Source organism: Hymenobacter sp., from assembly GCF_036387835.1.
Taxonomy (GTDB): Bacteria; Bacteroidota; Bacteroidia; order Cytophagales; family Hymenobacteraceae; genus Hymenobacter.
Window position 1 is genome coordinate 12,996 of record NZ_DASVSY010000109.1, and the last position, 20,612, is coordinate 33,607.

At 54.5% G+C, this 20,612-nt stretch carries 16 protein-coding genes; 8 read left to right on the top strand and 8 right to left on the bottom strand.

Annotation, left to right across the window (positions count from 1 at the left end; genetic code table 11):
- Nucleotides 1-82: 82 nt before the first annotated feature.
- From VF639_RS20875 to VF639_RS20905, 7 genes are all read right to left on the bottom strand, one after another.
- The gene (locus VF639_RS20875) at nt 83-1,855 is read right to left on the bottom strand and encodes a glycosyl hydrolase (protein WP_331147884.1); all 1,773 of its coding nucleotides are present in this window, start codon (nt 1,853-1,855) and stop codon (nt 83-85) included.
- 447 nt (nt 1,856-2,302) lie between these two features.
- Entirely contained in the window at nt 2,303-3,256 is a 954-nt protein-coding gene (locus tag VF639_RS20880; RefSeq protein ID WP_331147885.1) for a cation diffusion facilitator family transporter, read from the bottom strand.
- Between the two features lie 136 nt (nt 3,257-3,392).
- Nucleotides 3,393-5,852, bottom strand: coding sequence for a TonB-dependent receptor (locus VF639_RS20885; protein ID WP_331147886.1), 2,460 nt, complete (start codon nt 5,850-5,852; stop codon nt 3,393-3,395).
- Between the two features lie 261 nt (nt 5,853-6,113).
- A complete protein-coding gene (locus tag VF639_RS20890; RefSeq protein WP_331147887.1) occupies nt 6,114-6,680 on the bottom strand; it encodes a hypothetical protein in 567 nt (188 codons plus the stop codon).
- 71 nt (nt 6,681-6,751) lie between these two features.
- A complete protein-coding gene (locus VF639_RS20895) occupies nt 6,752-7,951 on the bottom strand; it encodes a YncE family protein (protein WP_331147888.1) in 1,200 nt (399 codons plus the stop codon).
- A gap of 122 nt (nt 7,952-8,073) precedes the next feature.
- Nucleotides 8,074-10,470, bottom strand: a complete 2,397-nt coding sequence (locus VF639_RS20900; RefSeq protein ID WP_331147889.1) for a TonB-dependent receptor — start codon at nt 10,468-10,470, stop codon at nt 8,074-8,076.
- A 153-nt stretch (nt 10,471-10,623) separates the two neighbouring features.
- On the bottom strand, nt 10,624-10,965 hold the full coding sequence (locus VF639_RS20905; RefSeq protein WP_331147890.1) for a hypothetical protein: 342 nt from the start codon (nt 10,963-10,965) through the stop codon (nt 10,624-10,626).
- Nucleotides 10,966-11,560: 595 nt separating this feature from the next.
- On the opposite strand from VF639_RS20905, the gene VF639_RS20910 reads away from it, so the two are divergent.
- The 3 genes from VF639_RS20910 (at nt 11,561) to VF639_RS20920 (ending at nt 15,381) form a co-directional block, all read left to right on the top strand.
- On the top strand, nt 11,561-12,037 hold the full coding sequence (locus VF639_RS20910) for a hypothetical protein (RefSeq protein WP_331147891.1): 477 nt from the start codon (nt 11,561-11,563) through the stop codon (nt 12,035-12,037).
- Nucleotides 12,038-12,264: 227 nt separating this feature from the next.
- Nucleotides 12,265-14,109, top strand: a complete 1,845-nt coding sequence (gene htpG, locus VF639_RS20915; RefSeq protein WP_331147892.1) for a molecular chaperone HtpG — start codon at nt 12,265-12,267, stop codon at nt 14,107-14,109.
- A 306-nt stretch (nt 14,110-14,415) separates the two neighbouring features.
- Nucleotides 14,416-15,381, top strand: coding sequence for a toxin-antitoxin system YwqK family antitoxin (locus VF639_RS20920; protein ID WP_331147893.1), 966 nt, complete (start codon nt 14,416-14,418; stop codon nt 15,379-15,381).
- A 77-nt stretch (nt 15,382-15,458) separates the two neighbouring features.
- Here the strand turns inward: VF639_RS20920 and VF639_RS20925 are convergent, their stop codons facing one another.
- Nucleotides 15,459-15,818: a YraN family protein gene (locus VF639_RS20925; protein WP_331147894.1), complete on the bottom strand. Its 360-nt coding sequence runs from the start codon at nt 15,816-15,818 to the stop codon at nt 15,459-15,461.
- A 200-nt stretch (nt 15,819-16,018) separates the two neighbouring features.
- On the opposite strand from VF639_RS20925, the gene lipB reads away from it, so the two are divergent.
- The 5 genes from lipB to VF639_RS20950 all read left to right on the top strand — a co-directional run bounded on the left by lipB (nt 16,019) and on the right by VF639_RS20950 (nt 20,574).
- Nucleotides 16,019-16,831, top strand: coding sequence for a lipoyl(octanoyl) transferase LipB (gene lipB, locus VF639_RS20930; RefSeq protein ID WP_331147895.1), 813 nt, complete (start codon nt 16,019-16,021; stop codon nt 16,829-16,831).
- Between the two features lie 48 nt (nt 16,832-16,879).
- Nucleotides 16,880-17,296 carry a hypothetical protein gene (locus VF639_RS20935; RefSeq protein ID WP_331147896.1) on the top strand — a complete coding sequence of 139 codons (417 nt, stop codon included), beginning with the start codon at nt 16,880-16,882 and terminating at the stop codon, nt 17,294-17,296.
- A 69-nt stretch (nt 17,297-17,365) separates the two neighbouring features.
- Nucleotides 17,366-18,436, top strand: a complete 1,071-nt coding sequence (locus tag VF639_RS20940; RefSeq protein WP_331147897.1) for an MraY family glycosyltransferase — start codon at nt 17,366-17,368, stop codon at nt 18,434-18,436.
- Between the two features lie 24 nt (nt 18,437-18,460).
- Nucleotides 18,461-19,669, top strand: a complete 1,209-nt coding sequence (locus VF639_RS20945) for a DUF4271 domain-containing protein (protein ID WP_331147898.1) — start codon at nt 18,461-18,463, stop codon at nt 19,667-19,669.
- A gap of 74 nt (nt 19,670-19,743) precedes the next feature.
- Entirely contained in the window at nt 19,744-20,574 is an 831-nt protein-coding gene (locus VF639_RS20950; protein WP_331147899.1) for a uroporphyrinogen-III synthase, read from the top strand.
- Nucleotides 20,575-20,612 lie beyond the last annotated feature (38 nt).

Here is a 20,612-nt window from a genome sequence, read left to right on the forward strand (position 1 = left end):
GCAGAACAGCACAATTGCCTTTATAAACAAAAACGCCCTTCGATTTCGAAGGGCGTTTTTGTTTGCTAACCTGATAGCTCGCTTACTGAGCTACCAACACTCGGTGGCTGATGGCGGGTTGGTTGGGAACCCGAACCACCAGCTGGTAAATACCCGATGCCAGGTTAGTGATGGGCACCTGGAAGTTGTTGTCGCCAGCTTGCAGCTGCGGCTTGAGCAGTGCTACCCGCTGGCCCACGGTGTTAAGCAGTGTCACTTCCACTTCTTGCTTGCTCGGCAATTGCAAGGTCACATTCAGGCTGTAGCCCGAAGCGGGGTTAGGGTACACCGACAACGCCTTGCTTGTGATGGCGCTCTTATTAGCCAAGGCGTAAGCGTACCAGTTCGGTAGTTCGTCGCGGGTGATTACGTCGGCATCGTTGTAGATGCGCTGCAAAAACGGCAGAGGCTGGTTTCGGATGTAAGAGCCCTGCCAACCGCAGAACCAAGACCACCAGGTACCGTAGCCGCGGATACGGTCGGGGTCGGCCAGGGTGCCGCTTTCCGTGAGGGCCACCAGTTTGCGGGGGCTGAACAAGGATTGCATGTTGGTCCAGTTGGCGCTGAAGTTAGCAGCCGGCGTGAGGTAGGCGTCTTGGCCCGTGATGTCGACGTAAGCGTCGCCGGGGTACCAGCTAGCCAGCGGATTGTCGGTGGTGGAGTACACCCAAATCAGGTTGTGCAGCTGGTGCACGGTAGTCAGGCGGGTGTAAAGGATCTGCCACAGTTCTTTGAAAGCGTCTGGGCCTTTTGCTCCCCACCAGAAGAAAGTACCGGGCGACTCGTGCAGCGGGCGCCACAGCACCGGAATGCCAGCCGCCTGAAACTTCTTGAGCTGCACCGCAATCAGGTCGATGTCCTGGAGCAGAAGCTGGTAGCGGCTGCCATTTTTATCGGCTAGCACGGCGGCAATATCAAACGTGGTATTGACGGTGTAGAAGGCTCCGCTTGGGTCGTTCGGATTAACCAGGTCGGTGGGGGCGCGCCAGTGCCAGATCAAGCTGGCAATGCCTCGGCCATTGCCCCGGGTGCACCAGGCAATATACCGCTCGGTGGTGCCGTTGGGTTGGCCGTACTGCGCCACCGGCGAGAGTGAGTAGTCGAACACGTCCATGCTGGCAATAGCGGGCTCTTTGCCGGTTTGCGCCAGTACGTAGCTTATCTCGGAATTAGGGCGACCCATCTGGTCATCCTGCTGGCCCGACAATACCTTGGTGCCGTATAAATCGGTGATATACGAAAACAGCGACTTGGTGCTTGCCGTCGCCAATGGGTCGCTCAGCACTTTGGGAGGGCGCACCGGTGGGGTTACCGTAGTAGGAGCAATTTGGATGTAGTCGATACCGTAGTATCCGTAGTTGCCTCCAATTACCACCGTGTTCAAACCCTGCCGCAGCAAGTAAGAGCCACCCTCAGTGAAGTTGAAATTGTTGGGGGCCATAGTGCCGTCAAAGAAGCCGCTACCTCCTTCGTCGTTTACCGTCACGTTGTAGCCTTTCAGTCCGAAAGGCGACGTATAGCCAATTGTGAGCTTGTAGAGGCCTGCGGTAGGGTTGTTGAAGGTGATGCTGACAGTGAGGGCGCTGCTGTTGGTGAAACCGGTAACGTAGCCCGTGCCAGAGAAACCCGTAGGCGTCGTGGCTATCGTAACGCCGTTCAAATTACCGGCTTCCGCCTCGGCCCGGCCATTAACCAAAGGCACTACAGTTTGGGCCCAAGCAAGCGCTGGGCACAGGAAGAGCAGAAACAAGAACAGCATTTTCGATCCAGACGACCGTAGGCTGTAACTATAATCAAGTAAACGGTTTAAGTACATAGGAAAAATTAAATGGTGGGTTTTAGTGGCAGGGGCCGGCACATCTTCAACAACCAACACAAGGCAGGTGCCGCCTGTACTAAAGGTAGTTTGCATAGTACTTTTAAAATAGTACTATTTTAGCATTTACTTGCCTAGTTAGCTTCCGATACGAGCATTCATTCTTTTATATATGATATTGCTAATAAATAGCTTGCAGTTATTTGAAATAGGAGAACAGCCAATTATAGCTCGCCGCCTTGCCACGCGAAAGAGGATTTCACTCACTTAACGGCAAACACCTCTACCAGAGGCAGCCGAAGGGCTAAAGTGATTTAAGGCAACTGGTACAATGAATAAACTGTAGCGCGAAACAGGTTTTTCGTGACTTGCTGTGGTCACGCGCTGCGCCTTGCCTGCACTGCCAAACAGGCTGCAGCTTCCAGTGTTAATGACCGAAAAGAAGCGCTAAACCTCCTGATGCAACTTCTGCGTCTGTGGTTCGTCGCAGCAGCCATGAGCGCCCATGGCGGGAGCTACATCTTCCAGCTGCACCGTGCAGTGGCTTATATTGAACTCATGCACCAAAGCGTGTTGCAATTCACCTAGGAACTGGTTGCTATTACCGCTGTTTGGGCGGACCAAGTGCGCCGTCAAGGCAGTGTCCTGAGTGCTTAGCGGCCACACATGCAAATCGTGCACGCTCACTACACCAGGGCGCGTCAGCAGAAACTGACGCACCGCTGTTACATCGATACTTTCCGGGGCGGCTTGCAGGGCCATTTGTACCGTTTCGCGGAGCAAGCCCCACGAGCTATATCCCACCACGCCCAGAATCACGAAGCTGATGGCCGGATCGAGCCATTGCCAGCCCGTAAAGTATACGAGCGCTCCGCCAGCCACCACGCCCACCGACACCAGCATATCAGTGAGCATGTGCAAATAAGCGCCGCGCACGTTCACGTCGCCTTTTTGTCCGCTGCTGAATAGCCAGGCCGTGAAACCATTGACCAGGATACCCAACCCGGCTAGTGCCATAACCACGGTGCCATTGACGGGCGTCGGGTGGCGCAGGTGGTCGAGCGTATCCCAAAGAATAAAGCCCAGCGCCAGATACAGCAGTGCCGCATTTAGCAGTGCCGCTTGGATGGTAGCCCCCTTGTAGCCATAGGTATAGCGCTCTGTGGTCCGGCGCTTGGCCAGCCACATGGCACCCCAAGCCAGCGCCAGGCTTAGCACATCGCTCAGGTTGTGGCCCGCATCGGAAAGCAGCGCCGACGAATTCGCCCACAAGCCTCCCGCCGTTTCACCGGCCACAAACAGCAAATTCAAGACAATTCCCCAGCTAAAAGCGCGGCTAAACTCCGCTGGTGGCGCATGGTGATGGTGATGATGGTCGTGTCCGTGGTGGTCGTGGCCCATATTTCCAGCGAGGAATTAGCAATGAAGAACAAGCAGTGAAGATTTACTACGGTCAACCTCCAACAACGGTATCGGTAAGGTAGTGCAGTGTGGCGCTAGATTACACATTCTGCACTCGTTCTTCCTTCCTGATTCTTCATTTAAAGCTCAGCGGCACTACCATCCGCACGCTTATGTTACGGCCCTGGTTGTACACACCCGTACGACCGTTGCTTGGGTTGAGCGCTGCGTATTTCAGGCGGCTTAAGTGGCTCTGATAACCGACGTCAAACAGATTGTTGGCCGTCAGATACAGCGAAAACAGCGTTTTGTCTTTGCCATTAGTCACATCCGACCCCAGTCCGAGGTTGACCAGGGTGTAACCGGGAGTGGCAGTCTCCGTCTCGAAGGCCGAGAATACTCGATTCTGTGCGAAGGTATACTCCACGCCGCCGCGGGCATACAGGTTACGCAGGCGCGTAATGCCCACCTTGCGGAAGTTCACCCGCAGCTCCGACTGCAGCCGGTCGGCCGGGATGAAGGGCAGGTACTTCTGGCCGGCCGGCTGATCAAATTGGATGGCTCGCACCATAGAAAACGAGTTTTCGAAGTGCAGCCAATCGAGCGGGTGGGGGTGGAGGTCGAGGGTTACTTCGCCGCCGGCGAGGCGGGCATTGCCTTGCCCGTAGCGGAACACCGGGTCGCCGGTAGTAGCCACCGAGTCGGCGCTGCCGCTGGCATCAAGCAGCTTCGCGGGGAAGATGTAGTTGGTGATGCCATTGCGGAACGCATCAATAGAGAGCCCCACGTGGTCAGAAGTGTAGCTGATGCCCGCATCCACCTGGAGACTGGTTTCGGCCTTCAAACCCGGTTCGCCAATTTCGTAGCGAATCGTGCCTTCATGCTGACCATTAGAGCCTAGCTCGGCAATATTCGGGGCCCGGAAGCCCCGCGCTATATCCGCCTTCAGCACCAGCTTGTCGGTAGCGCTGAAAGCACCGCCCACGCTGCCACTTACGTTGCGGAAGGTGGTCTGGAAACCCGGAAACTTCTCTTCGCCGCTGGTAGCGGGCCGCTCGTCTTCATCGAGTAGCAGCCGGTCGGCCGTAATGCGGCGTAGGTCGTAGCGCAAGCCCCCGCTTAAATCCAACTTACCAAAGGTCTTCTTGGTGAGGCCAAACACGCCGCCATCCGTCAGCTGGTAGGCTGGAATCAGGAACTCTATTCCCTTGTTCTGGTTTTCCTGCCGCATCCCACTCACGCCCACGGTGGTCTGCCAGCCGTTCTTTTCGGGCAGAAAGTAGCGTAGGGCGTAATCGATGGTATGCAGCTGGAAGAACAGTGAGTTTTCTTCGCCGTCGGCCGGATTACCGAACTCGCGCCGCAGGTTTTGTTGCCAGCCCACGTTCAGCGTCAGGCGGCTTTGCCCCAGAATAAAGCTGTTGTCGGTGCCAATGCGCAGGTGGTTGATGCGCTGGCGTGGCACGTCAATGCCATAGCCTTTCAAATCGGCATCCGTCACGGGCACGCCCACAACGTTTGCCGGGTCGCCCCCAATAGCTACTTGCTTTAAAAATCGTCCGGATACAGAGTCCCGGTCGCCTTCCACCAAGCCGAGCTGCTGGTTGAACGAGTTGAAAGTAAGGTGCGAGTAGCCCCAGCTCTTGTTGACGCCTACGTAGCCGCTGCCATCCAACTCCCGAAAACCAGAGTTGTATACGCGCCCATCATAGCGGTTGCGGTAGTTGCCGGCCACCTTGCCCGTACCCCGCACCATCCAGTTCAGCCCGTTCAGGTTGCCGGCATTCATCACGGAGTAGCCTTGCAGGTAGTTGTTGGTTTGATAGTTAGCTGCCACCGAACCTAGAACACGGCCTTCGTCTACCGGCTCGGGCGGCAGAAAGTTGATAACCCCGGCCAGGGCATCGGAACCGTACAGCAAGCTCCCTGGCCCCTTGATAATCTCCACTCTATCCACACTGTACTCGTCGATTTCGATGCCGTGCTCGTCGCCCCACTGCTGGCCCTCCTGCTTGGCTCCGTTGTTGAGCGTTACCAGCCGGTTCGAGCCCAGCCCCCGAATAACCGGCTTGCTGATGGCGGCCCCGGTGGTAATCTGGCTTAGGCCGGGTACGTGCGCAATGGCATCTACGGCGTTGGTGGCGGCCGTTTGGCGCAGCCGCGTCTGGTCCACCACACTAGTTGGCACCGGCGAGCGGCGCAATTCCGTGCTGGCCGATACCCCCGTTACCACCACCTGCCCAATTTCGGTGGCAGCTGGGGCCAGCGCCACGGCAAGCGGCTGGCCATTGCCAGTGTCAACGGTGCGTACTACAGTGGTGTAACCCACAAAGCGCACTTGCATCAGAAACCGCCCTCGGGGTAACGCAGCTAGCCGAAAGCTGCCATCCGCCGTGGTAGCAGTGGCCTGTTTGAGGTCCGGAAAATAGACGGTAGCACCCGGCAAGGCTTCGCCGGAAACGGCATCCGTCACGCGGCCTGTAGTGGGCGGAATAGCCGCCGGGGCTACGCGCACCGGCCGAGTAGAGGCCGTTTGGGCCAGTACACTCCCGGTGCCTAACAAAAGGCCGGCAGAAAGCAATGAATAGCGAAGCATACAGCAAGGTAAGAAGGCTGAATGAACGGAAAATGAGGGGTTAGGATGCATCCTTTAAAATAAAGAAGGCTCCGACCATGGGCCAGAGCTTTCCTCGCGTTTCTCCAAAACCAAACCAGGAGAAAATGGCGCGGAGCTGTTTACAGCCAGCCTCGCAGATGTCGAGTAACCGAGTAGCAAAGTTCTTTTACATTAGCAGGTAGCCGCTTTGCTCGCGCCGAAGGCTACTTCACTCCGTTACTCCGCTACTCGGCATAGCTCTTACTTCACCACAGTTGGGAAAGTGACTTCCACGTCGGTGTCGCCGGGGGCGAAAGAGCCGTTCTTGGCGCCGGGCTGGTGGCGCAGCGTGATTTTGAGGGTGCCGGTGGCCGCAGAGGTTGTTACAAGTTGGGTTTGCAGGCCTACCGGGAGGTTGTTCTTGTCCTTGTCGGTGAGCGTCACGTTCACCAGGTTGGTAGGAGCGGGCTCGAAGAAGAAGATATGCTCATCGGACTCTTTCAGAATCTCCGCCGATGTATTAACTACCGGAGTTTTGGTCTCATCCAGCAGCGATAGGGCACCGGTGTAGGTGGTGTTGGCGGCCAGCGTCAGCGTACCAATGGTTGGAGCCGCGCCGCCGTCGCCGTCTGCGTCTTTATAGGTTACTACCACGGGCGTACCGCCGCTAACTGGCGTCAGCGTGTAGGTTACCGTTGTAATTTGCTCGTTGTCGTCGTCGGGCGTTGGGTCGTCGTTGTCGTCGCTGCAAGCGCTAAACAAGGGCGCCGCTGCCAGAACTGCGAAAAATGTCGCGCGTAAAAAGGGAGTCTGGAAAGGAGTGTGCATGAGTTGAAAAATGAAAAAGGTGAAAAGGAAAAACAGCGTAAAACAAGGGTGTCGGGCCGGTACTGCCGCGGCTATTCGCCCTTGTCACTATCGACGTCGGCGCCCACGAGAGCCAGCCGCAACGGGGCGCCGGCTACCGTGAAAGTTGTGTTATCAGTTAGGTCGCTTTTGCGCAGCATGTGCACCTTGCCCTGCGGAGCATTGCTCACGTACACGTAGCGTCGGCTGGCGGCCAGCGTGGGTGTCGCCGCTTTGGCATCAAGCAGGCCGCTCAGCGAACGGCTAACTTTTTCAGTGCCCGTGGCCGCGTCAAACAGCGTTAGCGTGCCGTTTTCTTCAAGTACCATCAGCGTTTCGCCTTCCTGATCCAAGGCCACATGCACCAGCTTGGTAGCCTTGCCTACCTGCTTCATCGTGTTCGTAGACGGGTCGATGCGGAATACGCCGTACTCGTTGCGGGTGCCAAAGAAAGTGCGGGCTTTCTGCGCATAGTAGATCGTGGACAGCCAGTAGCTGCCCGCGCCGGCCGGGTACGAAATCAGCCGCTGCTCGCCGGTTTGCTTCACCACCAGCACCCCGCTGGCCGAGCCAAACAGCGCCTGCTGCCCGTCGCTGGCGTCGCCGTGAATTCCGCCGGTGCCAACACTCGGGGCCGCCACCACGGTGCCCTGCGCATGCACGATTTTCACCTGCTCCGGCAATACGCCCGCCACCGTATTATTTTTGTGGGTAGCGGCGTAGCTGCCATTATCGAACAAAATCATGGCGCCGTGGTGGGACGCGCCGGTGGCAATAGTGGCCGGTGCTGCCAGCGTATGCAGCTGGCCTTCCTCTACATAACTGATAGAAGCATTGCCATCATTGAAGATGCTGATCTTGTTGTGCGAGGAATGCACGTGCGCCGGCGCCGGGCTCGTCGATTTGGTGAGGCCCCACTTGGGAGTGCCCTTGATGTGCACATGGTCGTCGTGGCGCTCAATACCCGTATCGAAAAACTCAACCACGCTATTGGCGTAACTCACTAGCGTCGCCCAACGGCCCGACGAAGAAGCGTACACGGCCCCGCCGCCGTAGCTGGCCTGGAAGGTGGTTTGCTCGTTTTTCGATGGGTCTAGCAGGGTCACGGCCGTACTGGTTTTGTCGATGATCAGCAGCCGGGCAAAGCGGCTTTCGGTTTCGGGCTTGGCCGGCTCAGTGTCTTTTTTGTCGCAGGCAGTGAAAGTACCGGCCAGCAATACAGCCGCGAAAGGGTAGAGAAATTTCAGTTTCATGAAAGTTTGTTGAGGCAAGTGAGAAGTGATGGGTTGAGGCATCATGGAAGGAGGCGTGAGTGATTATCGTTGAGGTGTGGTACTGTCTGGCAGGTGCTTTCTCCTGTCTCACCCCTCCCATCTCAAAACTCCAGCGGCATGCGCACGCGCAGGATCACGTTGCGCCCCATCTCGTCGGTGAAGTAGCGGTACCGGTTGAGGTAGTCGCGGTAGCGCTGGTTGAGCAGGTTGGAGCCTGCCACGCTTACTTCCAGCGGCAGGCGGCCCCAGTGCACGGTGGTGCCAGCTTCCAGTCCGAGTAGGGCGTAGCCCGCGGGCGGCAGCTTGTAGTCTCGTTCGGTGTAGTTGTCAGGCACGCGGGTCTGGCGGGCCACGGCGTAGCCCCCGAGCTGCACGTAGCGCTGGCGAAGGCGAGCCGTGGGACGATCAATAAAGTCGTAGCGCAAGGAGGCCTCGGCCCGGTCGGCGGGCATAAAAATCTGCCACTGGTCTTGGCGCGTGTCACGGGCCCGCACGATAGAGCCTTTGGCGCCTAGCAGCCAGCGCGGCGCGAGTTGGTAGGTGCCGGCCACATCCACACCCCGGAACGTGGCATCAGTTTGCTGATACACCCAGCTAATGAGCGTGCCCCGAATGGTAATAACCGGCGGCAGAATCGGGACCTGGTAGATGAAGTCGGTAATGCGCGTTTGGTATACCGTGATTTCGCCGTTCAGGCGCGGGTTGTCGTGCCAGTTGGCCGTCAGGCCTATGTTGATGGCCGTTTCCGGAACCAGTTTCCCATTGCCAGGTACCAGGTCATAGCCTAGCTCATACTGCGCGTTGTGCACCCCGTCGCTGTATCGCTCGTTGGCGGCCGGGGCACGGCGCGTAAGGCCCGTAGCCAAGTTGAGCGTTAGGTGGGTCGAAGGGTCGAAGGTGGCACCCAAGGAAGCAGCCGGCGTAGTGTATTGAAAGCGACTACGCTCCACGAAGTAAGTGCCCGTCGTGTCCCGGTCGCCGCGCTTCACTTGTAAGTCGCGCCGGTCAAGGCGCAGGCCAGCTTCCAGCAGCCACTTGTTGCGCTGCCATTTCTCTATCCAGAAAGCGCCGCCTGTGGTGTTGGTGTAAAAAGGAATGAACTGCCGGCTGCCATTGGCGTAGCGGTTGAATTGGTAGGTGCCGGCCACGCCCACGCTGCCGGTCAGGTTGTGCCAGCGCCGGTGTTCCCACAGCAGCTCGGCGGTGCTGGTGCGGTTGGTGTAGCTTAGCTCAGGTTTGTTGAGCGCCGCCAGGTTGTCGTTGCGCGGCCGGTACTTGTCGTACTCGTCCCGAAAGTCGGTTTGCTGCGCCACGGTGGCGGTCAAGCGGCCAGCTCTTCCGGTTTCTACAAAGCCTGTAAGCTTGGCCACATCGTGCCGAACCTGCTGATAGGCCCGGTTGATGTCGTAGTTGAAACCAGAGGTTTCCAGCGGCCGGTCGCGGGCTATGGCCAATTCCAGATCAGTGGGGCTGCCTACGTGCGCGGCCGGCAAAATGCCAATTTGGGTGTTGTATTGGCTGTAAAAAGCTTCTACCCCATAGTTGTCTTTGCGCCAGCCGGCCGCCACCGAGAAGTCGTATTCCTGAAAGCCCGAATTCTTGAGGTAGTAACCCGGTGCGCGCATGGTGCCGGCCCGCTTGGCAGTGCCCTGAACCCGCCAGCTGAAGGCCGGCAACTGGCGCAAATTGCCTTCCACCGTCCCCGACGCCGCGCCTAGGCCGTTGTTGCTCATGCCCACCAGGTTCAGCTCGCCCCCCGTGCCCACCGAGTCGCGCAGGGGCTTGGGTTCAACCAAAACCACGCCCCCAATGGCGTCGGAGCCGTAACGGACACTGGCGGCCCCCTTCACCACCGTCAGGCGCGAAGCAATAAACGGGTCGATTTCCGGGCCGTGTTCCTGGCCCCACTGCTGCCCTTCCTGCCGTACCCCGTTGTTGAGAATGGTTAAGCGGTTGGAATGCAGCCCGTGAATCATGGGCTTGAAGATGCTCGGGCCCGTTTGAATGGCCGTCACCCCTGAAATCTTCTGCAGCGCCTCGCCAAGTGCCTGCCCCCGGGTTTGTTGCAGGGCCTGCCCGCTAAGCGTAGCGGTGGGCTGCGTCGGAGTGGCTACTCGCTCGCCGCGCACGGTAGCTCCACGCAAGGCTACGGCATTGGGGTGCAGCTGAAAGTTGCGTACCACCGCCCGCTCCAGGCGCAGTTCCGCCGTCTCGGCCTGATAGCCCAGAAAAGTAACCTGCACGTGGTAAAGCCCCGCGCAAAGATGAAGATGAAAGTTGCCGGCCGCGTCGGTTTGAGTGGCTTGCTGCGTTTCGAGGACCACCACCGTGGCCCCCGGCAGGTCCGCCCGCGACTCATGGTCCGCCACGCGCCCGCTCAGCGACAGGGCGCACTCAGCAGGAGTTTGGGCGCGGCCAAAGCTGGCTATACTCAGCAAGAGTACAAGCCAACCTCCCCGCCGCCCCGCTCCCGGTGTGCCCGGAAATCGGAAAGACATAAAAAGGAAAAAGAGCCGGTGGAAACTAAACCGGCCGCCGTACTCTCCCTGCTAGCATGGGCAGGAAAGAGAGCATCTTCCTTGATGAAGGAAAATGCAGTTTCGTACCTCTTCTAGGAAAGGTGCAAACACGTTGAAGGCGGCCCTACAGGCTTAGCTCCGGCAAGGGGGGCCGCGCAAGTCGGCCGTAGCATCCGCCGCCGACAGCCACACCGAAGTACTAGGCTCGGAACTAGTTGGCGCATATGCTGTAAAAAGCAACGGCAACTCCAGCGGCGGGGCCGGCTGGAAAGGCACATGGTAAAAGTGGTCGACGTCGCAGTGCTGGTGCTTGGCACTCAGCAAAGTCTTGCCCTTCAGTGCGCCCGGCACCTGCGTCGGCTCCTCGGTGGTGTGCCGGTGAGCGTGCAAATTCAAGATCCAAGCCTCCGGCAGCAGCACCCGCGTAAAGCAGAGCAGCAGCACCAAAGCCAACCGGGACCGAAGAGTTTGCATATGCAACAATGTGTCGAAGACGGGCAAAGGTAAGCGGTAAATTCAAAGTTGGTTCAGTACCGCTCAAAAAAGTCGGTGAAACTAATTCGAGCTTAACAAAAGCGTAATTGCCAGGCAACGTGCTGGCAATAAGTGCAGTCGAACTTTGTGCGGTAGTTATTCATTTGTTCTTACCATCATGAAAACCTTTGCTGCTCGTTTGCTCCGTCATGTTGCCTCTGCCTTACGGCCTGCGTCCAAGCCTACAACAAGTACCGGCGAAACCCTCTTTGTGTAGGGCGAAACTGCCAAGCTAGTGCCTTTCATACAGCGCAGGTTGGATGATTTAGCAGCGCGCAGCCACTGTTTGTTGAACCGCAGCCAAAGAAGCTATTGTTGAGCTTGATGGAAAAGCAATACCTTAAGTTGAAGTTGCTGCGAGACCCTTATTATCAGAATTTTACTCAGCCTGCATACCGTCTAAATACCCGCCGTCGTAAAACCCCGGTTCGTCGCCTTAAAATTCAACGACAGCGAAAAAGTTATATAAAGCCTCAGGCTCAATAGTAATTTAGTAGCAACTAGTGGGGCCTATATGCGCAGCTACTGGCTGCTCATGATCCGTATTCTCGATTCTATTTGTATTCAGTTTTATCCTAGGTTACGTCTGTTGCGATGGGCGTGGCACGGTCCTATGTCATTGTCTAAATTTCAGTTGGCCTTTGGCGAGCTGATGGTCTTCTCTTTGCAGCAAGGAGCTAACCGTTGGCTAATTGATTCGGCAAGCCTACCGCCGTTGGGCCCCGATGAGCAAGCTTGGCTGAGTGATTTTTGGTTGCCCTGCACCGAACATTTAGGGTTGCGTCACCTCGCGCTGGTTTTGCCCGGCGACGTTCATAATCAGTTAATAGTCGATAGCGTTATCAGTGACGGCCAGCGCTATGTAAAGGCGAATATTCAATTCTTTTCTGATGCCTCTACCGCTCTCGATTGGCTGACGGGTTCCACTACATTGATGCGCGATATGGAACTAGAATGGCGCGCGGCCAACGCCTTTCGGTGTCATGCGAGAGGGCATTTTGTAACCTGCTGAAGGTAGTTTATCATTGCCACTAAGCATCTGCTTTCTGTGAACTCACCCATAGAGTAGCAGCGGGGCAACCGATTATATTAGGTTACAAACGAGGTACGGAGGCGCTGCCAATTTGGCAATTTCAACGACGTGGAATAGGTTTTGAACGGGCGCCAAACAAGCCAGCTGGTTTTGAGGGCTGGCATATCGTCTGAATTCTAGATCATAAACCCTACAGCCAACGTGCCATGCAAGAGAAAGGCAGTATCTCGATTCATACCGAGAATATTTTCCCGATCATCAAGAAGTTTCTTTACTCCGACCACGAAATCTTCCTTCGGGAATTGGTCAGCAACGCCGTAGACGCAACCCAAAAGCTGAAAAGCTTGGGGCAACTCGGTGAGTTCAAGGGCGAGCTAGGTGAGTTGAAAGTGCGCGTAACTGTTGATAAAGAAGCACGCAAAATCACGGTATCAGACCGCGGCCTAGGCATGACGACCGAGGAGATTAAAAAGTACATCAACCAGATTGCTTTCTCTGGTGCCACCGAGTTTGTGGAAAAGTACAAAGAGAAGGATGCCGCCGCCAAGGACCAGATAATTGGGCAATTTGGTCTTGGTTTCTACTCGGCTTTCATGGTCGCCAAGGAAGTTGAAATCTGGTCGAAGTCTTACAAGGAAGACACGCTAACGGCCCATTGGATTTGCGACGGCAGCACCGAATTCACGCTTGACGAGCCTACTGGAGAGCACGCCAAAGCCGAGCGCGGTACCGACGTAGTGCTGCACGTAGCCGAAGACTCCGACGAGTTTCTGGAGGAAGCCCGTCTGCGAGGCATCCTGACCAAGTACTGCAAGTTCCTGCCCGTCGAAATCGAGTTCGAAGGCCAGGTAATCAACCAGACGCAGCCCATCTGGACAAAGCAACCCGCCGACCTCACCGACGAAGACTACACCAAGTTCTACCAGGAGCTATACCCATTTTCGGAGCCGCCACTGTTCTGGATTCACCTCAACGTCGACTATCCTTTCAACCTGACGGGTATTCTATACTTCCCGAAAGTGAAGGACGAGCTGCAGTTCCAGCGCAACAAAATTCAGCTCTACTCGCGCCAGGTGTTTATCACCGACGAGGTGAAAGATGTAGTGCCCGAGTTCCTGATGCTGCTGCACGGCGTTATCGACTCGCCGGATATTCCGCTGAATGTGTCGCGCAGCTTCCTGCAGGCCGATAGCAACGTCCGTAAAATCAACAGCTACATCACCAAAAAGGTAGCCGACAAGCTGGCTGAGCTCTACCGCAAGGACCGCACAGGCTTCGAGGATAAGTGGTCCGACATTGGCCTGTTTATGAAATACGGCATGTTGTCGGACGAGAAATTCTATGACAAGGCCAAGGATTTCGCGCTGGTACAAAACGTAGCCGGCAAATACTTCACGCTCCCCGAGTACCAGGAGTTCGTACAAGCCAACCAGAAAGACAAAAACGATCAAACGGTCGTCCTCTACACCACCGACGCCGAGGCACAGCACGGCTTCGTGCAAGCCGCCCAAGACCGTGGCTACGACGTGCTGAAGCTGGAAACGGTACTGGATCCGCACTTTATCGGCCAGCTAGAGCAGAAGCTAGAGAAAATCTCGTTCAAGCGCGTCGATGCTGACACCGTAAGCAAGCTGATCGAGAAGGATGAGCAAAACGAAAGCGTACTCAGCGAAGACGAAAAGACTAAGCTGCAGGAAGTGTTCAAGACAGCCATCAGCAACGAGCACATGCAGGTACAAGTGGCGTCTCTCTCGCCGCAAGACGCACCCGTAATCATTACGCTGCCCGAGTTTATGCGCCGCATGAAAGACATGCAGCGTACGGGCGGCGGAGGCGGTATGCAAATGTTTGGCAGCCTGCCTGACAGCTACACTGTGAGCGTGAATGCCAACCACCCGGTAGCACAGCGCGTGCTGAAGGCAGAAGATGAAGCCGGTCAGAAGTTGGCTCGCCAAGCGTTCGACCTAGCTTTGCTGGCGCAAAACATGCTGAAGGGCGAAGCATTAACCGCCTTTGTGAAGCGTAGCGCGGATTTGCTCGCCGTCGACTAGTATAAAAAAGTAGTAGAAGTTTAAGATGGTACAAACCCCTGGCAACATTGCGCTGTCGGGGGTTCTTGTTTAATGGCCGTAAGTGTAGCAAATAGTGTTAGGTGACGTGATTTGCTAACCTGCAGTAAAGCAAATAAGGAGGAAACTTTGGAAGCTTGATTAAAGGCATAGTCCATATACCTCTTTCTTTGGAAGGATATCTGTCCCTAAAGCAGCTTGATAAACGAGAAAGTAGCTACTTACATAAGGCACCAAATCCCTATATCTTTGCGTTTGATGCTGCGAAAACTGTCTGTACTTGTTCCGATGCGCCTGTTCCACCTGTACATTTCATTGCTGCTTCTAGGCAGCTTGGGAGCCTGCTCCAAGAAAGTAGTATCGTTTGATAGCCGCACGAATGTGCCCACAGTGGCCGTTGCTGACACGCTCACTACTTCTGGCGACACCACCAAGGCGCCTTCTCTGGACCCCAAGAAAATAGCAGCCCTTACTAAGGCTCAAGAAAAGGCCGCGAAAGACAAAGAGAGAGCCGAGCAGCGCAAAACCAAGAAGAAGAAAAACATCTTCCTTGGCGAGCGGATCAAGAAAGCGTACACGAAATCAGGGCCAAAGGGCAAGAACCAAGTGGTAGAGGTTTTTTATTACCTCAAGACGTTCAAGCAGCCGAGCGCCTATTCCACTACAGTGTACTACTTTAATCCGCGCAAACGGAAAATATTCCGGGCCAATTCCGAGTTGAATGCGGCTACCGATAAAGTTTTACACGGCCCTTATAAAAAACTGCAGGGGGGTAAGGTGATAGAAACCGGCTTTTTCGCCGTTGGCACCAAGCACCTGCGCTGGGAGAAACTTACCCGCGACAACGCACTCGTATCTAAAACCCATTTCGAAATGGGTTTCCCACGCGACGCCAACGTCACGTACTATGATACCGAGCAGAAGCAGGTGCGGGAGGTAGTGCCCTACGTGAATGGCAAGCTGGAAGGTGACTATGTGCGTTATAATCAATACGGCAAGCGCGACTGGGACGGCACCTTCGAAAATGGCAAGCGGGTAGGGGAGTGGACCAACTATTGGGGGTTTCGCAATAGTAAGGACCGTCGCCACTTCGTGTATCAGTACGGCGAGTCTGGCTATGACCCTGAGGTTGCGGAGCCCATTCTTATTAAGGAGTACAACCGCAACGGCGTGCTGGTTTACGAGAAAGACAAGTTCGATAATCGCGCCGCTGTAACGGACCGGCCAGGCAACACAAATCGTCGCAACAACTAGATGACCGACTAGTGGAGTCATTAAGTTGGTTGTTCTAATAATGCATTGAACAACCAACTATTCAACCATTCACTCATCTAATAGAAAGCATCTTCAAAATGCTCTACTCGCAGGCCCTCCGTGGCAGGAGTAACGGCCAGGATATCGAAACGAATGTCGCCGTTCCAGGCTAATTCCTCTTGCAAGTGTTCGGCGGCCAACCGGAAGAGCTGCTTTTTGCGTTCTGTAACAAAAGTTTCAGGGTACCCGAATTGAGTGGAAGAGCGAGCTTTCACTTCCACGAATACCAGCAGCTCCTGTCCCCGCCGTACCACTAAGTCCACCTCGGCCCGACTATACCGGTAGCCGCGGTGCAACAACTCGTAGCCCTTGCTCAGTAGGAAAGCAGTGGCTGCATCCTCGCCAGCTTGGCCTAGACGGTGGGCTTTTGTGCTCATGCAAGATGAAGTTGTTAAGAAGACAGGAAGTAGCCACCTCAAATTGAGTTTGGCGCTTAATCTAGTAACTTTGCGCCTTTTCCGCTCAGGCCGTGGAAACTAGATGGTGTTGATCCTGAGTTAAAAGCAATAGTTGGTTGCTTGCGACTTGCTGCCTTCGTCTACTTTCCAGCTTTTCGGGTCCTCTTAGTTGCTTTGCCATGCATACGTATAGTCATTGTGCGGAACCAGTGCCCCTTGCTGCTCCAGATGCTACGTCTGCGGCTCTTGCTGGCCAAAACCGAAAGATTCAGGTGGAGCGACTCGGTCTGACGCCTTACGAGGCGGCCTGGGGCTACCAGGAGCAGCTTTTAGCGGATACTCTGGCTCATAAAACCCGCAACCGGCAAGCCGCCGAGGCCGATTTGGCGCCCACAGCTACTGCTAACTACTTGCTGCTAGTCGAGCATCCGCACGTATACACCCTAGGTAAAAGTGGTAAGCCAGAGCACCTCTTGCTAACCGATCAACAGCTGACTGCCTACGGTGCCACCTTTCATCGTATCAACCGCGGCGGCGATATCACCTACCACGGTCCTGGGCAGTTGGTCGGCTACCCTATCCTCGACCTCGATAACTTCTTTACAGATATCCACCGCTATCTGCGTCTGCTGGAGGAAGCCGTTATCACAACTCTAGCCGACTACGGCATACATGCGGGCCGTATCAACGGACTCACAGGGGTCTGGCTTGATTACGAAGATGGGGCTCCCAACCCACGTAAAATTTGCGCGTTAGGCGTAAAGTGTAGCCGGTGGGTGACTATGCACGGCTTTGCACTCAACGTAAATACCGACCTCACATACTTTGGCCACATTGTACCTTGTGGCATCACCGATAAGGCTGTTACCTCGCTTCAGCAGGAGCTAGGCCGGACGGTACCACTAAGCGAAGTCCAGGACCGTTTGCTGCCTCACCTTGCGCGTTTGTTTGAGGCGGAACTGACGGAGAAGCTTGTTAATGCCTCACTATAGGTAGGCGCATTCACACTACGACAAAATTAAAGCGGCATTCAGTACTTCATGAAAGAGCATATCAACTTTGAACCTGTAGCAGGCGTTTCGGTGGCCGTGGTGCCCGATGAGGCGGCCGCTACCGAAGAAGGCAAAGCTGGCTGGCAGGTATACTTGCTCAACGAAAATGCTTTCCCAATTCGTAACGTCATCATCAACTCCAATGGCTACGGCTCCCGGCCTGACGGGGAAACTGTTCGTACTTCTACGCTACGGCACGTTTTCACGGAGGTAGAGCCACGTACTGCCGTGCCCATTGAGCCCATCGACCCAGATTTGTTTCATCTCAACAATCAGTACTGGGTCAGCTACTACCGCGACACGCAAGTCTTCGATAAGAAATTCATCTTCGTGCCCGATTCCATCGTACCCGCCAATCTTACTGCTATCCCCTTGCTCGGCCGTGAAGGCGTGTTGCACGGCTAATACTTCTTTGTTTATAACTGCGTAGCTTATCCGTCGCGGTTGATGCTTTTATTCTAATGTCGTTGCGTGATGAATCCTCTCGGAATCCAGTTGAGTTTGTCGTTTCTCTGGGCATTTTTGGTGGCCCTCTTTGCAGTGCCTTCTATCATTTACATTGCCCACCTCAAAAATATGCTCGATACGCCCAACGTGCGTACCGTGCATGAGTCGCTTACGCCCCGTCTTGGCGGCGTAGCCATTTTTGCGGGCTTCATGTCGGCACTCACCATATTTGCCGACCTCGGCAACGGGATTCAGCAATTGCTAGCGGGTTGTATCGTGTTGTTCTTTGTGGGCCTGAAAGACGACTTAGTCACCATCTCCGTGATGAAGAAATTCATCGGTCAGCTGCTGGCCACCGGCATCGTCATGATCATGGCCGATGTTCGTCTCACTAGCTTCCAAGGTATTTTAGGCGTGCACGAGCTGCCAATTGGCATTAGCTATGCCTTTACCTTTGTTGTGATTGTAGGTATCACCAACGCCATCAACCTTATTGACGGGCTCGATGGATTAGCAGGTAGCATTGTCATCATCATTGTCAGCACTTTTGGCTACTACTTTGTGCGTTATGGTGGGCCAAGCTACAGCAACTACGTTTTTGTATCTGTGTGCCTGATGGGAGGCATTATTGGGTTCTTGCGCTATAATTTCCACCGCGCCAGCATTTTTATGGGCGATACGGGCTCCTTGGTCTGCGGCTTTATCGTGTCGGTGCTTACCATTCAGTTTGTTGAAATGGGCTTGAAGGTGGGGCAGCCTTTTGCCTCCTCTGCTCCTTCAGTAGCGGCCGGTATCCTGTTTGTTCCACTCTTCGATACGTTGCGCGTTTTCATCTTGCGTATGATGGAAGGCCGCTCGCCTTTCTCTCCCGATAAAAACCATTTGCACCACCGTATTCTGGCCATGGGCTTTCAGCAGATCGGTACTGTCACTTTGCTTGGCATGCTCAACTTATTGGTGATTTTGTTTGTCATCAACTTCTCCTCCCTTGGCAATACCTTACTTATTGCTCTATTAGTAGGCTTTTCGCTGCTGCTAAGCACCTTCTTAGGCGTCTACCGTAGCCGTACCCCCAAGAAGCAACAGGTAGTATCGTAGCGTATCTGAAAGGCTAGGCTGCATATGAGCCCGACAAGTAGAAAAAGCGAGAACCGCATAATTGGTCGGCAGTATCTGTTCGTGCTGTTTTTGGTATTGTGGCCTCTAGCTTCAGCTTGGGCCGCCGAGTACCAGCCACTGCCACCCGCTCAGCGCAATGGCCTCTCGTCCGATTGGCTCATTCACGATGCCGTACGGAATCGTTTAGTTCTGTACTTGCCTGACTATCATACGCCTGCTCACGCTTATTACCAGTGGGTGGCTCTACAGCCCGCGCATCCATTCCTCGTCAGTTTCACGGCTCGCGAAGGCCAAAGCTTATTTCTCGACAATCGGCTTGTTTTCACGGCGGCATCTACTGCCCCCTACACCTTGGACTTAAGTAAGCTGTTGCTCTCTAGGAGTACTGCAGGAACTCACTTGCTTTGTGTCTGGCATCCGGAAGTATCCCCCAACTTAACTTCCTTCACCAATAGTCAACTCACGTCTACTGCTGCAATAGCAGGTCCCACTAAGTCTTCCAATCAAGCACTAGCGCAACCCGTGGTTCGCAGCCATCCGGGCGAGAACGTATTTCTGTGTTTCCTGCTATTAATTGGGCTATTGTATGGAGGAATCAGGGCCACCTATCAGCCAGGATTTGCACGTATTTATCAGATTGAAGGACTTTGGAGCCGGTCAGCTGCTCAACAGGATTTTCTCATCAAACCGACCGTAACGTGGTTGAACATACTACTGGTTTTGGTCTTTTCTCTGTCATTTGCGTTGCTGCTGGTCGCTATTCACACTAACGTCCAGAACATCGTTATCCTACGGCGCCTGTTTGATGTACCAGAATCGGCACTAGTTGTGCGGGTGCTGCTCTACACTGTTCTGATAGCCGGATTTGTGTTAGGCAAATACATGTTCTTAGAGTTGCTGGGCTATATTTTTGATGTAGGTGAGCTAGTGCTAATTCAATACCGGGAGTTTATTCGCACCATTCTATTTCTAGGCCTGTTTCTGCCTCTGGTAATGCTGTTGTACTTAGGTCTCAATCAGACCCTTCCCGAAGCAGTATTATGGATCTCTAACGGCGTGGTTTCCCTGCTGTTGGTAGGTACCGTTATCCGTGTTGCGCGAACTTTACACCGCAAGACTTCGCTCCTTAATCTGCATTTGTTTTCTTACCTTTGCGCCACTGAAGTAATTCCGCTGATCATTTTACTTAAATTAATCGTTTTCACGTACTAAGCCTCTGCTTCCTACTGTTGAGGCAGGCTGCCGCCACTCTCCTATTGCGTTAGACTTACCCTTTCCTTTACCCTATGGCCGAGAGCAAAGACAAACCGGGGACGGGCCGTCATGCCAAGCGAATCTCCAGCATCCTTGTCACGCAGCCTAAGCCGACTAATGATGTATCCCCCTACTTTGCTATTGCCGAGAAATACGGCATCAAAGTAGACTTTCGGGAGTTTATCGAGGTGCAGCCGGTTTCCTACAAAGATTTTCGGAAAGAGAAAGTTAATATCTCCGAGCACACGGCCGTTATTTTTACCAGCCGCAATGCCGTAGACCACTTCTTTCGGATCTGTCAGGAAGCGAAGCTGGAGATGCCCGCTGAAATGAAGTATTTCTGCATTTCAGAGCAGACTGCTAACTATTTGCAGAAGTACATTGTGTTGCGTAAACGTAAACTCTTCGTAGGACAGCGTACGGCGGCCGACCTTTTTGATGTTATCAAAAAGCACAAGGGTGAGAAGTTCTTGTACCCCTGCTCGGATATTCGCAAAGATGATATCCCGGAATTTATGCGGGCCAACAATTTTAAGTTCACTGAGGCCGTTATCTATCGTACAGTGGCCAGCGACCTGTCTGACCTAACAGACGTGAAATACGATTGTATTGCTTTTTTTAGTCCTTCAGGTATCAGTTCGCTGTTTGTTAATTTCCCTGATTTTCAGCAAAACGGTACCCGGATAGCTGCTTTCGGTCCTACAACCGCTAAAGCAGTAACCGATGCCGGACTGGAATTGGACATTGAAGCACCTCAGCCTAATGCGCCTTCAATGACTGGCGCTATTGAAGCTTATATCCGCAACCATCATGGCCCGGATATAGGGAAAGAAAAAAACAAGAATGGAAAACAAAACGTATGATAATAAACGGGGAAGCAGAGAGTCTGCTTCCCCGTTTG